The sequence below is a fragment of the Burkholderia sp. AW33-5 genome (genome assembly GCF_053427615.1).
Genome location: NZ_JBSAXA010000007.1, coordinates 1 through 14,654, shown reverse-complemented (window position 1 = coordinate 14,654; position 14,654 = coordinate 1). Strand labels below are relative to the sequence as shown.

Annotated in this window: 9 protein-coding genes; 3 read left to right on the top strand and 6 right to left on the bottom strand. The window is 66.6% G+C overall.

What is annotated here, in order from left to right; all coding sequences use genetic code 11:
• Positions 1-198: 198 nt before the first annotated feature.
• Complete coding sequence (locus tag ACV22V_RS14105) at positions 199-1,116, top strand: class II glutamine amidotransferase (protein ID WP_059535322.1); 918 nt, start codon at positions 199-201, stop codon at positions 1,114-1,116.
• 598 nt (positions 1,117-1,714) lie between these two features.
• Positions 1,715-6,937, top strand: coding sequence for an autotransporter outer membrane beta-barrel domain-containing protein (locus tag ACV22V_RS14100; protein WP_448014262.1), 5,223 nt, complete (start codon positions 1,715-1,717; stop codon positions 6,935-6,937).
• 126 nt (positions 6,938-7,063) lie between these two features.
• Here ACV22V_RS14100 and ACV22V_RS14095 read toward each other — a convergent pair whose 3' ends face one another.
• From ACV22V_RS14095 to ACV22V_RS14070, 6 genes are all read right to left on the bottom strand, one after another.
• Positions 7,064-7,789, bottom strand: coding sequence for an amino acid ABC transporter ATP-binding protein (locus ACV22V_RS14095; protein WP_059465398.1), 726 nt, complete (start codon positions 7,787-7,789; stop codon positions 7,064-7,066).
• Positions 7,786-8,463, bottom strand: coding sequence for a glutamate/aspartate ABC transporter permease GltK (gene gltK, locus ACV22V_RS14090; protein WP_059535318.1), 678 nt, complete (start codon positions 8,461-8,463; stop codon positions 7,786-7,788). Before gltK ends, ACV22V_RS14095 begins: the two co-directional genes overlap by 4 nt.
• Positions 8,463-9,203, bottom strand: coding sequence for an amino acid ABC transporter permease (locus ACV22V_RS14085; protein ID WP_059535316.1), 741 nt, complete (start codon positions 9,201-9,203; stop codon positions 8,463-8,465). Before ACV22V_RS14085 ends, gltK begins: the two co-directional genes overlap by 1 nt.
• A gap of 84 nt (positions 9,204-9,287) precedes the next feature.
• Positions 9,288-10,181: a glutamate/aspartate ABC transporter substrate-binding protein gene (locus ACV22V_RS14080; protein ID WP_059689134.1), complete on the bottom strand. Its 894-nt coding sequence runs from the start codon at positions 10,179-10,181 to the stop codon at positions 9,288-9,290.
• A gap of 250 nt (positions 10,182-10,431) precedes the next feature.
• Complete coding sequence (locus ACV22V_RS14075; protein WP_059465395.1) at positions 10,432-11,718, bottom strand: Glu/Leu/Phe/Val family dehydrogenase; 1,287 nt, start codon at positions 11,716-11,718, stop codon at positions 10,432-10,434.
• Between the two features lie 275 nt (positions 11,719-11,993).
• The gene (locus ACV22V_RS14070) at positions 11,994-12,947 is read right to left on the bottom strand and encodes a LysR substrate-binding domain-containing protein (RefSeq protein ID WP_059535314.1); all 954 of its coding nucleotides are present in this window, start codon (positions 12,945-12,947) and stop codon (positions 11,994-11,996) included.
• Between the two features lie 266 nt (positions 12,948-13,213).
• On the opposite strand from ACV22V_RS14070, the gene purB reads away from it, so the two are divergent.
• A complete protein-coding gene (gene purB / locus ACV22V_RS14065) occupies positions 13,214-14,602 on the top strand; it encodes an adenylosuccinate lyase (RefSeq protein ID WP_059535312.1) in 1,389 nt (462 codons plus the stop codon).
• Positions 14,603-14,654 lie beyond the last annotated feature (52 nt).

The following is a 14,654-nucleotide window of genomic DNA, read 5'->3' as shown; positions in this document are numbered from 1 at the left end:
GGCGTCGTGAGGAACGGGCTGGCCATCTGCGGGGCCGGAACGCGCGTGCGCGGGCCGACTGACGGCAAACCGCAACACGAGGCCTTCGGCCGGCGGAATCCGCTTTTTACCGCTCAAGGCTCGGTGATATGCTAGAAGCCACATTGTACCGGGGTTCACCCGGTTGGTTACCCCGCTTCCGCCCCCGCCCCAAGTAAAATGTGCCAACTCCTAGGAATGAACTGCGCCGCGCCGACGGACGTCACATTCTCCTTCACAGGTTTCGCGGCCCGGGGCGGCCTCACCGATCACCATGCCGACGGCTGGGGGATCGCGTTCTTCGAGGACAAGGCGTGTCGCCTGTTCATCGACCAGCAGGCGTCGGCCACGTCGCCGATCGCCGAAATGGTGAAGCGCTACCCGATCAAGTCCAAGAACACGATCGCGCACATCCGCAAGGCCACGCAGGGCCACATCCTGCTCGAGAACAGCCACCCGTTCATGCGCGAGCTGTGGGGGCGGCACTGGATCTTCGCGCATAACGGCGATCTGCAGGACTACGAACCCGACCTCGACGGCAGCGTCTACCATCCGGTCGGCACGACCGACAGCGAAAAGGCGTTCTGCGTGCTGATGCAGGGGCTGCGCGAAGCGTTCCCCGGCGCGCAGCCGCCGTTGCCGGAGCTGTTCGAGCGCGTCGGCGAGCTGACGCGCGGCATCACCGATCACGGCGTGTTCAACTTCCTGATGTCGAACGGCCAGGCGCTCTTCGCGCACTGCTCGACGCGGCTGCACTACCTCGTGCGGCGCTGGCCGTTCTCGACCGCGCATCTGGTCGACGAAGACCTGTCGATCGACTTCGCGAAATACACGACGCCCGAGGATCGCGTCGCGGTGATCGCCACGCAGCCGTTGACCGACAACGAAATCTGGACCTCGTTCGAACCGGGCGAGCTGATCATGTTCCAGTGCGGCGACGTCGCCGCGCGGATGCAGATCCCGGTGCCCGAACGCGTGCTCGAGAAGCTGCGCAACCCGGCGCTCGACGCATCGGCGTCCGCGCCGTGCGGCGGTGTGCGGCGCGAGGCGCTGGCGGCCGGCACCGCGGACGACGCCGACGACCCGATCGACTTCTGAGTGCGCCGCGCCGTCGGGCGCCCGCCTTTCCCGCCTTCCGCGTGTGTGCGAACGTCACGGCCCGGCGATCGCCGGCAGTGAAAGTCTGCGCCCGATGACGTTACACGTTTCCTTCAGATCGCCATTAGATACACGCGATCAACGACATACAACATTCGCTTTTATTTTATTAATTTTCGAGTAAAAATAATACATCGATGAAAAAACAAAACAAGAGCCAATCGAAAACGGATAATCCAGAAACCATAGAATAAAACACAAACAAAATACCGTCCGTGCGTTATCCCACCGACCGGACGATTCCGGCCAGCCTGTAGAAAAACCCGCCAAACCCTTCCCCACCAAGGCTTTCAGTTCGATTAACCACACAATTCAGAAATACCACCCCATACCGTTACCATCCCTACATATCTTGGTTTTCCGACAATCGACCGCCCCGTCGATTAGTAGACTCGCTCCATCTTCGGTGTAACGCATCCTGATTGGCACTCGACGCAGCCCCGGCTGCCGCACGCCCATTCGAAATACACGTCACCGTGGAATGCGCATTCGCCGCATACGGCGAATACCAGTTCAAATAACGAGAGAGGGGCTTGTCGTGAATCACTCATTTCGATCGATATGGAGCGAGGCCGCCGGCTGCTGGGTCGCGGTTGCGGAAACGGCCCGGGCGCGCGGCAAGCGTTCGGGCAGCCAATCGGCCGCAAGCCGTCGTGTCGGCCACACGGCCATCCGCCGCTCGCCGTTGCGCGTCGCCGCGCTCGGTGCCGCGCTGGCCGCACTGTCGGCCGGCTCCGCGTACGCATCGACCTGCGGCGACGGTTCGGTGGTCGCCAGCGGCGGCAGTTGCGCGCTCGGCAGCGTCAGCCCGACCGTCAACGACAACCGGGCCGGCGCCACGACCGTGTCGGGCGGCGACACGGTCGGCGTGACGGGTGCATGGACGGGCGCCGCCGGCGACCCCGGCTATACGCTCACGCCGATCGGCAATACGTCCATCGTGTCGGGCGACCCGAACCAGCCGCTGCTGTCGCTCGGCGGCAAGACGCAGAGCGTCAGCACGCCCGACATGATCACGGGCACCCATACGTCGATCGCCACGTACAACTCGTCCGCGTTCGCCGCGTCGACGGCCGGCTCGACCAACGTGCCCGTCTACCATGACGTGAACGGCAACCAGTACGTGAACCTGCGGATCGGCACCGTCGACAACACCGGCGGCACGCTGAACGTGTCGATCGGCAACCCCGCGAACGCGCCCGACGCGGCCGGCAACGCGATCTCGATCGCGCCGAAGCAGACCGACCTGACCTTCGCGGACGGCACCGGCTCTGCAAAAAGCGTCGTCAACTGGAATTCGCGCAACCAGGTCTGGCTCGGCACCGGCGACTATCTCGCGAGCGGCGGTGCCGTCGGCAATCTCCAGCTCGACGTGCCGGCCTATGCGGGCACCTTCACCGCGTTCGACGGCAGCACGTGGACCGTCACCGACGCGGCGTCGCTCGCCACGTACAACGACTTCCTGGTGCGCTCGGTCCAGAGCGGCGCGCTCGGCTCGCAGGCCGCCTACGACACGGCGTTCGGCCAGGCCGTCACGTTCTCGAAGGAAACCTTCCAGTATGCGAACAACGTGTCCGCCGGCGACAAGAACACGCTGCCGATCGATCACCTGTCGGCCATGCACGGCACCGGCGCGAACGCGACGCTGCAGATCGGCAAGGACGGCCAGATCGACTTCCGCGGCACCAACACGATCGCGTCGAGTTCGGCCGTCCTCGCGGAAAACGGCGCGCACTTCGTCAACGACGGCCGCCTGTCGGGCGACTTCACGCTGGTGCGCCTGCTGAGCGGCGCGAGCGGCGTCAACAACGGCACGATCTCGTCCGGCTACGCGTCCGGCGACAATTTCGACACGAGCGGCAGCGCGCCGCCCGACAACTTCGGCTTCCACGCGTACACCGAGGGCAACGGCGTGTACGCGAGCGGCACGGGCACCTCGTTCGTCAACAACGGCGTGATGAACGTCGGCGCATGGACGCTCGACGGCAACCGCCCCGACCTGAAGAACTACGCGGTGGCCGTGACGAGCGGTGCGAACGCGTCGAACGCCGGCACGATCAACGTCGGCGTCAACGCGACGACGCTCGACAGCCAGGTGATCGGCGGCCTCGCGGCCGGCGGCACCTTCACGAACGCGGCCGGCGGCACGATCTATCTCGGCCGCGCGGCCCAGTACGGACCCGGGGCAGCGGCGAACGACGTCGCGCTGTCCGCGCATTCCTACGGGATCCTGCTCGGCGCATCGGGCACCGCCAGCAACCTCGGCTCGATCGTGATCGGCTCGCAGACGCAAAACGGCGCCGGGATGGCGAGCATCGACTCGACGTCCGGCACGCTGCGCAACGCGGGCACGATCGTCGTGAACGGCGCGGCACCCGGCACGCCGTTCGCCAACGTCGGCATGCTCGCGGCCAATACGGCCGCGACCGTGACCAACACGGGCACGATCACGCTGAATGGCGTGAACGGCATCGGCATCATGGTGGTCGGCACCGGTGCGACCGCGACGGCCGCGACGTCGACCGGCACGATCAACGTGGCCGGCGGGCTCGATCCGGCGTCGGACACGCGCAACTACGGCGTGTGGGCCGAAGGGCCGCGCGCGAAGGCCACGGTCGACGGCGCGCTCAACCTGACCGGCAACGGCGCGATCGGCGTCCATGCACGCTCGGGCGCGACGATCAACGTCGACGCCAACGCCGTGCCGGCCTTCATGTCGGGCACGAACCAGACCGGCTTCTACGCATACGGCGCCGGCTCGAAGATCAATGTCGCCGCGCAGCATCTGAGCGTCGATACCGACGATTCGACGCTGTTCCGCATCGCGGGCGGCTCGGCCTACACGGGCGCGTCGGCGGCCGGCACGCTGACGACCGACGTGAACGGCCAGCGCGCGCGCGGCGTGCTCGCGACGGGCGCCGGCACGACGCTGTCCACCGGCCACGCCACCTACAACGTCAACGGCGCGAACGGCATCGCGGTCGCGGTCGAAGGCGGTGCGAAGGGCACGATCGACTCGGGCGCGACCATCGACCTGAATGCGGCCGGCGCGATCGCGGGCACCGTCGACGGCCAGGCACACGCGCTCAGCGGCGCGAACGCCGGTACGCCGGTGGCGACGACGCTGACCAACAACGCGGCGGTCGCGTCGTCGACGGCCGGCGTGACCGGCTTCGTCGCGCAAAACCTTGGCACGCTCGAAAACCGCAATACGGTGCTGCTGACCGGCGCCGGCTCGACAGGGGTCGTGGCCGGCACGCTCGGCACGGTGAACAACGCATCGGCGATCCGCGTATCGAACGGCACCGGCGCGCTCGTGCAGGGCGCGTCGGCCACGCTCGCCAACGCGGGCACGATCGAGGCGGACGACGGCATCGCCGGCGTGCACCTGACGGGGTCCGGCGCGTCGGTCGCGCTGTCGGGCGCGGGCACCGTCGTCGCGAACGGCAGCGCCGACGGCGTGCTGATCGACTCGACCGTGTCGGGCGGCGGGATCGCGGCCGGCGCGACGTCGATCGCGGTGGGCGGCGCCGGCAAGGGCATCGACAACCTCGGCGCGAACACGACGATCGTGCTGTCGGGCACGCAGATCGGCACGACCGGCAACGGCGCCGACGGACTGTCGTCGACCGGCGCCGGCGCGCGCATCGCGACCGATGCGGCGACCGTCGTGCGCACCGCCGGCGACGACGCGCGCGGCCTCTTCGTGACGGGCGCGGATTCGACGCTCGCCGCCGACGGTACGACCGTCGCGACGACGGGTGCCGGCGCGCACGCGATCGTCGCGGGCAGCGGCGCGACCGCGCTGCTGTCGGGCGCGAAGGTGTCCACGGCGGGCACGGCGGCCGACGGCCTCGTCGCACGGAACGGCGGCCGCATCGGCGACACGGGTTCGTCGATCGCGAGCGCGGCCGGCAACGGCGCGACGGTCGACGGTGGCGGCGTGCTCGCGCTGACCGGCACGACGCTCAAGGGCGCGACGGCCGGCGTGCTGAGCACCGACACGCTCGCGACCGCCGCGACCAGCGCCGTGCTCGTCGACGGCGGCAGCGTCGCGTCGGTGGCCGGGCCGGCGTTCGCCGCGCGCGGCGGCACGGTCGACATCGCGGTGCGCAACGGCACCGTCGTGACGGCCGGCAACGGCACGCTGCTGGACCTCGCGAACGGCAGCACCGCGACCTTCAACGCATCGGCCGTGAATCTCGCCGGCGACATCGTGTCGGACGCGTCGAGCACCGGCAACGTGTTCCTGACGAACGGCACGACCCTCACCGGCAAGATCGACCCGGTCGCGCTGACCGTCGACGGCACGAGCACGTGGCACATGACCGGCAGCTCCGTGCTGAGCAGCCTGAACAACGCGGGTCTGGTCGCGTTCGGCGCGCCGACGGCGGCAGGCAGCTACCGGACACTGACGACGGGCAGTTATGTCGGCAACGGCGGCACGATCGCGCTGAACACCTATCTCGGCGCCGATGCGTCGCCGACCGACCGGCTGATCGTGAACGGCGGCGCCGCGACGGGCACGACGGGGCTGAAGGTCGCGAACACGGCCGGCACCGGCGCGCAGACGACGGGCGACGGTATTCCGGTGGTCGTCACGACCAACGGCGGCACGACCTCCGCATCGGCGTTCCATCTCGCGGGCCCGGTGCAGGCAGGTGCCTACGAATACCGGCTCTACCGCGGCGGCCAGAGCGATGCGAACGGCTGGTATCTGCGCTCGCAACTCGCCCCGACGGACCCGGGCGATCCGGTCGGCCCGAACGTCATCGACGGCGGCGGCAATCTCGCGTACCGTCCGGGCGTTGCAGGCTATGCGATGACGCCGCTGCTGAACGCGGATTACGGCTTCTCGACGCTCGGCAAGCTGCACGAGCGCGTCGGCGACATCTACAACCTCGAGAAGCAGGCGCCGGGCAACCGCGACGGCGTCTGGGGCCGCGTGGGCGGACAGAGCCTCGATGCGAACGCGGGCCGCTTCGCGGCCGACGAGCGCACGTTCTTCGCGCAGTTCGGCAAGGACTGGACGCTCGACCAGGCGCCGGCCGGCGGCAGCACGCATGCGGGCGTGACGGCGAGCATCGGCGTCGCGAACGCGAGCTTCAGCGACATGGCGCGCGCCGGCACGGCGGGCCTGTCGACGTCGACGGGCTCGGTCGAGATGCATGCGCAGAGCATCGGCGGCTACTGGACGCGCTACCTGTCCGACGGCACCTACTTCGACAGCGTCGGCCAGGTCACGCACTACGGCAACCGCTATCGCGACAGCTACGGCAACGAGGCATCGCAGAACGGCTTCGGCATCGCACTGTCGCAGGAGGTCGGCAAGCCGTTCGGGATCGGCGGCACGCCGATTGCGGTCGAGCCGCAGGCGCAGCTGATGTACCAGTACCTGAAGCTGAACGGGTTCAACGACAACGTGTCGGCCGTGTCGGGCACGACGACCAGTGCGTTGCGCGGACGCGTCGGCGTGCGCATCTTCCGGCCGAACCTCGATGCGAACGCGGGCGGCGGCGCCGCGACGCCGTATTTCACGGCCGACGTGCTGCACGACTTCCTGTCGCCGGGCCAGACCGTCGTCGGCGGCACGCCGTTCGCGACGCACCTGGGCCGCACGTGGTACGAGCTCGGCCTTGGCGTGACCGCGGGCTTCGGCAAGTCGGGCGAGTTGTACGCGAACGTGAAATATGCGCGCAACATCGGCGGCGATTACCGGCGCGGCGTGACCGGGCAGGTCGGTTACCGCTACAGCTGGTGACGCCCGGTGCCGGAATCCGTCCGTCGCCGGCGGCGGCCGACGGGCAACCGGCGAAAAAAAACCGCCCGGCGTTCGGCCGGGCGGTTTGCGCATGCCGCGCGCACGAAGCGCGCGACGCACGAGCGCTCAGTGCAGGATCTTCGCGAGGAAGTCCTTCGCGCGATCCGACTTCGGATTCGAGAAGAAATCGTCCTTGCGGTCGTCCTCGACGATCGCGCCCTTGTCCATGAAGATCACGCGATGGGCGACCTTCTTCGCGAAGCCCATTTCGTGCGTGACGACCATCATCGTCATGCCTTCCTGCGCGAGCTCGACCATCACGTCGAGCACTTCGTTGATCATTTCCGGATCGAGCGCGGACGTCGGTTCGTCGAACAGCATCGCGATCGGGTCCATCGACAGCGCGCGCGCGATCGCGACCCGCTGCTGCTGGCCGCCCGACAGCTGGCCCGGAAACTTGTGCGCATGCGCCTTCAGGCCGACGCGATCGAGCAGCTTCATGCCCTTCTCGGTCGCTTCGTCCTTGCCGCGGCCGAGCACCTTGATCTGCGCGAGCGTCAGGTTCTCGGTGATCGACAGATGCGGAAACAGCTCGAAATGCTGGAACACCATCCCGACCTTCGAGCGCAGCTTCGACAGGTTCGTCTTCTTGTCGCCGACCGACTGGCCGTTCACGAGAATCTCGCCCTGCTGGAACGGCTCGAGGCCGTTCACGGTCTTGATCAGCGTCGACTTGCCCGAGCCCGACGGGCCGCACACCACGACCACTTCGCCTTTCTTCACCTCGGTCGTGCAATCGGCGAGGACCTGAAACTGGCCGTACCACTTCGAAACGTTCTTGATGGAAATCATCTTGTGACCTTTTTCTGGAGACCTTTGACGAGGGCAGACGCCACCGAGCAAATCACGAAATAGCATGCACCCGCGAACAGGACCATCTCGACGGTCGTGCCGTCGCGATCGCCGATGTTGGCGGCCGTGCGGAAGAAGTCCGCGAGACTGATCACGTACACGAGCGACGTGTCCTGGAACAGGACGATCGCCTGCGTGAGCAGCAGCGGCACCATCGCGCGGAACGCCTGCGGCAGGATCACGAGGCGCATCGCCTGCGCGTAGTTCATGCCGAGCGCGAACGCGGCGTTCACCTGCCCGCGCGGCACCGCCTGGATACCGGCGCGGATGATCTCGGAATAATACGCGGCTTCGAACAGCGAGAACGCGACCATCGCCGACGCAAGCCGGATGTCGATCGTCGGCGACAGCCCGAGCACACCCTGCAGCACCTGCGGCACGATCAGGAAGAACCACAGCAGCACCATCACGAGCGGGATGGAGCGGAACACCGTCACGTATGCCTTCGCGAACCACTCGAGCGGCTTCACGCCGGACAGCCGCAGCAGCGCCAGCAGCGTGCCCCAGACGATGCCGATGACGATCGCGATCAGCGTGATCTTGAACGTGACGATCGCCCCCGTCCACAGCGTCGGGATCGCGCCGGGAATACTACTCCAGTCGAACTGATGCATCACTTGCCTCCGATGTAGCCAGGCAGCCGCGTGCGGCCTTCGATCCAGCGCATGAACGCCATCACGACGAGGTTGATGAGCACGTATGCGAGCGTCACCGCGATGAACGACTCGTAGGTCTGCGCGGTGTAGTCGACGAGCTGTCGGGCCTGCGCGGACAGGTCGAGCAGGCCGATCGTCGACGCGACCGCCGAGTTCTTGAAGATGTTCAGGAACTCGGACGTGAGCGGCGGCACGATGATCCGGTAGGCAACCGGCAGCAGCACGTAGCGGTACGTCTGCCATTGCGTGAAGCCCATCGCGAGGCCGGCCGCGCGCTGGCCCTTCGGCAGCGCGTTGATCCCCGAGCGCACCTGTTCGCACACGCGCGCGCCCGTGAACAGGCCGAGACAGATGATCGACGCGGTGAAGAACTGCGTGCCGGGCGGCAACTGCTTGATCCAGGTGCCGATCGACGCGGGCAGCAGTTCGGGCACGACGAGGTACCAGACGAAGAACTGCACGATCAGCGGGATGTTCCGGAAGATCGACACGTATACGGTGCCGATCGCGGACAGCCATTTGTTCGGCACCGTGCGCAGCACGCCGAACAGCGAACCGACGATCAGCGCGACGACCCAGGCGACGAGCGACACCTCGATCGTCACCCAGAATCCGGACATCAGCCATCCGAAGTAAGTCGTCGGCTCGCCGGTCGAGACGGGGCTCAGGAAGATGCCCCAGTTCCAGTGGTAAGACATAGGCAAGACTCCAGCAAAAAGAAACGGAAGAAGCGAGGCCTCTTCCGTTTCAGTAGCGTCATTTCTGCGTCAACGGCTGCGTGGTCAGTCGAGCGCCTTGTCGTTCGGGTTCGCGTACAGCTTCTTCATCGAATCGGACAGCGGGAAGTTCAGGTTCAGCCCCTTCGGCGGGATCGGGTTCTCGAACCACTTCGCGTAGATCTTCGCGGCTTCGCCCGATTTCTCGACTTGCGAGATTGCGTCGTCGACGACCTTCTTGAAGTCAGCATCGCCCTTGCGCATCATGCAGCCGTACGCCTCTTCCGACTGCGGCGTGCCGACGATCACCCACTCGCCCGGCTGCTTCGCCTTCGCGCGTTCGCCCGCGAGCAGCGCGTCGTCCATCATGAACGCGACCGCGCGGCCCGACTCGAGCGTGTTGAACGAGTCGCCGTGGTCCTTCGCGCTGATGATGTTCATGCCCAGCTGCTTGTCGTTGTTCATCTTGCGCAGCAGGCGCTCGGACGTCGTGCCGGCGGTGGTCACGACCGTCTTGCCCTTCAGGTCCGCAAAGTCCTTCACGCCGGAATCCTTCTTCGTCATCAGGCGCGTGCCGATCACGAAGATCGTGTCGGAGAACGCGGCCTGCTGCTGACGCTCCGTGTTGTTGGTCGTCGAGCCGCACTCGATGTCCACCGTGCCGTTCTGCACGAGCGGGATGCGGTTCTGCGACGTCACCGGGATGTTCTTGACCTGCAGGTTCGGCAGGTTCAGCTTCTTCTTCACCGCGTCCACGACCTTCATCTGGAAGTCGCGCGAATAACCGACGACCTGCTGGTTCTGGTCATAGTAGGAGAACGGAATCGACGATTCGCGGTGGCCCAGCGCGATCACGCCCGTGTCCTTGATCTTCTTCAGCGTGCCGGTCTCCTGTGCATGCGCGCCGCTCGCGAACGCGCACAGCGCCGCGACCATCAGGACTGCCTTCTGGTATTTCATTTTGGTCATCTCCTTGGCTAAAACCCGCGCCAGTGTATCAAAGTAATATTTTTGAAAGTACTGGTTGTTTACCGTACTACGAATCGTCCTGTACGAAGCCGTCCTCCCGGCTTCGCGCGCCTCCTGCAGGGCCTGAATGCACACGCGGGCGGTGCCGGATTCGGCACCGCCCGCGAGGGTTCATGCACACAATCGGGTGGATTGCGTCATGCTTTTGTCATAGTCATCCGATCGACTCGGAAATGACCGATCAGGGATACAGGCCGCGCATTTCGCGCGCCATCAGGATGCGCTTGCACGCAACGATGAACGCCGCCGTACGCACCGACACCTTGTGCTCTTCCGCGACCGCCCACACGCCGGCGAACGCTTCGCGCATCACGCGCTCGAGACGGTGGTTGATCTCGTCTTCCGTCCAGAAGAAGCTCGAGAAGTCCTGCACCCACTCGAAGTACGACACGGTCACGCCGCCCGCGTTCGCGATCACGTCGGGGATCACGAGCACGCCGTTCGCGCTCAGGATGTCGTCGGCCGCCGTCGTCGTCGGGCCGTTCGCGCCTTCGACGATGATCTTCGTGCGGATCTTCGATGCGTTCTTCTCGGTGATCTGGTTTTCCAGTGCCGCCGGGATCAGGATGTCGGTCTCGACCGTCCAGAACTCGTCGTTCGGCATCGGTTCGGCGCCTTCGAAGCCCGCGACGCCGCCCGTGCGTGCGACGTGGTCGAGCAGCTTGTTCGAATCGAGGCCGGCCGGCTGGTAGATCGTGCCCGTGTGATCCTGCACCGCGATCACCTTCGAACCCGCTTCCTGGAACAGCTTCGCCGCGATGCCGCCGACGTTGCCGAAGCCCTGCACCGCGATGCGCGCGCCTTCGATCTCGAGGCCCTTCTTCTTCGCCGCCTCGCAACCGACGACGAACACGCCGCGGCCCGTCGCTTCCTTGCGGCCGAGCGAACCGCCGAGCGAGATCGGCTTGCCGGTCACGACGCCGGTCGACGTCTGGCCCTGGTTCATCGAGAACGTGTCCATCATCCACGCCATCACCTGTTCGTTGGTGTTGACGTCCGGTGCCGGAATGTCGGTGTTCGGGCCGATGATGATGCCGATTTCGCTGGTGTAGCGACGCGTCACGCGTTCGAGCTCACCGCGCGACAGCTTGCGCGGGTCGACGCGGATGCCGCCCTTCGCACCGCCGTACGGCACGTTCACGGCCGCGTTCTTCACCGACATCCATGCCGACAGTGCCATCACTTCCGACAGCGTCACGTCCTGGTGGTAGCGCACGCCGCCCTTGCCCGGACCGCGCGACACGTTGTGCTGCACGCGATAGCCCTCGAAGTGCGCGACGGTACCGTTGTCGAGCTCGATGGGCACGTCGACGATCAGGATGCGCTTCGGACGCTTCAGCGTTTCCAGCCAGCGCGACAGCGAACCGAGGTACGGTGCGACGCGATCGACCTGCTGAAGGTAGTTGCCCCACGGGCCGAGATCGTCGGCATGAAGGTAGGACGGGATGGACTGCAGTTGCGAAGACATGGACGCTCCAACGTTCAACGGATTGCGCACATTGTCGAAAAACCCGTTTTTTTTATCCAATGCCGTTTGCTTATTCGATTATGCGTTTCTTGCATGATCGCGATTTTTCGCAAATCCACGGTCGATTTGCGCAAGAACGCCCGCGATCGGTCGTGCATCGCGTCGGCGAAAAATCGGCGGGAAAATGCGCGGAACGCCCGCCGGACAAGCGTCCGACGGGCGCGGCAAGCGCGTCGGCGGCGGCGCGCTCGGCTGGCGCGGTTAACCGCCCACGGTTAACCGGCGGTTTCGCGCAGCTCGTCGCGCACGACTTCCCACAGCGCGCGCACGAGCTTCTGATGCGGGTCGTCGCCCTGCAGCGCGAGCTTGTCGCAGTACAGGCGGATCTCCATCGTCAGCGTGAACGGGTGCGTGCCGCCGCGCGCGGACCGGTCGAGCCGGATCAGGCGGCCGCTGGCCACCGCATCCTCGACGGCGCTGTGCGGCAGGAACGCGACGCCGTGGCCCGCGAGCGCCATCGCCTTCAGTCCTTCGGCCATGTCTGTTTCGTACACGCGATCGAGGAACAGCGACGTCGGTGCGTTCGCAACGATGACTTCGGTCATCCGGCCGAGATACGCGTTCGGCGTATAAGACAAGTACGGCACGCGCGCCTCGGCCGTGCCCGGCAGCGTGTAGCGCGGCCGGCCCGCGCGGCCCGGCGCCGAAAATGCGCTGATCGGCTCGCTGCCGAGGACCAGCATGTCGTAGCGGGCCGGATCGAGCGCGACGGGGTGGCTCGGGTGGTGGTAGCCCATCACGAGATCGCAGCCGCCCTCGACCAGCGACAGCACGGCGTCGTGCACGTTCAGCGCGCGCAGCCGCGTGTGGACCTGCCCCATCTTCGCTTCGATCCGCTGCAGCCAGCGCGGAAAATACGTGAGCGACAGCGTATGCGGCACCGCGAACTCGATGGTCGGCACCGGCGCGCCGACGTGGCCGCGCAGCAGCGTGCGCGCCTCGTGCGCCTGCGACAGCATCGTCAGCGCCTGCTCGTAGAAGATCTGACCGGCCTGCGTGAGCCGCGTCGGATAAACCGAACGATCGATCAGTTCGGTCGCGAGCCACGCCTCGAGCGCCTGGATGCGCCGCGAGAACGCGGGCTGCGACACGTGCCGCAGTTCGGCGGACCGGCTAAAGCTGCGCGTTTCCGCGAGCGAGACGAAGTCTTCGAGCCATTTCAGTTCCATGCAGGCGGGCGCGACGGGCGGCGGTCGGGAGGAAGCCAGCATTCTACCGGCGGGCGGGCCGGCCCGGCGGTGCGGCGGGCAGCCCGGCGAGCCGGCCCGGGCGCCGGCCGGCGGATGGCTTGCGCGCCGCCCGGGCACCCGCATGCGTGCCGATCGCCCACGGCGGCGGCGGCCGGACCGGTTCGGCCGGAATCGCCCCGCGCCAATGGTAAAATGCTGGATTCTCCTCCCCTCGTTCGCACCGGCCCCAAAGGCCACGCCCGATCATGTCCGACACTCGTCCCGATACGCTTTTCGCCCTCACCGCGCTCTCGCCCATCGACGGCCGCTACGCCAGCAAGACCGAAGCGCTGCGCGACTGGCTCTCCGAAGCCGCCTTCATGCGCCACCGCGTCACCGTCGAGGTGCACTGGCTGATCGCGCTGTCGCGCGCCGGCTTCGCGGAAGTCCCGCGCTTCTCGGACGCCTCCGAACAGTTCCTGCTGCAGCTCGCCGAGCGCTTCACCGCGCACGACGCCGCGCGCATCAAGGAAATCGAGCGCGTGACGAACCACGACGTGAAGGCCGTCGAATACTGGCTGAAGGAATCGGTCAAGGGCCAGGCCGAACTCGAGAAGGCCAGCGAATTCATCCACTTCGCGTGCACGTCCGAGGACATCAACAACACGTCGCACGGGATGATGCTCGCCGGCGCGCGCGAGCACGTGATCGTGCCGGCGCTGCGCACGGTCCACCAGCGCCTCGTCGCGCTGTCGCACGCGCTTGCCGAGCAGCCGATGCTGTCGCGCACGCACGGCCAGCCGGCCAGCCCGACGACGCTCGGCAAGGAACTCGCGAACGTCGCCGCCCGCCTCGCGCGCGCGATCACGCGCATCGAGAAGGTCGAGATCCTCGGCAAGATGAACGGCGCGGTCGGCAACTTCAACGCGCATCTTTCCGCGTATCCGGAATTCGACTGGGAAGCGTTCTCGCGCGACGTGATCGAGAACCGCCTGAAGCTCACCTTCAACCCGTACACGATCCAGATCGAGCCGCACGACTACATGGCCGAGCTGTTCGATGCGGTCGCGCGCGCGAACACGATCCTGCTCGACCTCGACCGCGACGTGTGGGGCTACATCTCGGTCGGCTACTTCAAGCAGAAGACGAAGGCGGGTGAAATCGGCTCGTCGACGATGCCGCACAAGGTCAACCCGATCGACTTCGAGAACTCGGAAGGCAACCTCGGCCTCGCGAACGCGACGCTGCGCCACCTCGCCGACAAGCTGCCGGTGTCGCGCTGGCAGCGCGACCTGACCGACTCGACGGTGCTGCGCAACATGGGCGTCGCACTCGGCTACTCGCTGCTCGCGTACGATTCGCTGATCCGCGGCCTCGACAAGCTCGAAGTGAACCCGCAGCGCCTGAACGAAGACCTCGACAACTGCTGGGAAGTGCTCGCGGAGCCGGTGCAGACGGTGATGCGCCGCTACGGCATCGAGAACCCGTACGAGCAGCTGAAGGAACTGACGCGCGGCAAAGGCATCACGCGCGAAGCGCTGCAGGAATTCGTCGGCACGCTGGCGATCCCGCAGGACGCGAAGGACCGCCTGCTCGCGATGACGCCTGCGTCGTACATCGGCAAGGCCGTCGAACTCGCGAAGCGGATCGCGTAAGCGCCGCCGTCGCCGGACGGAAAAAAAGCCCGATGCGAGCAATTGAACTGCA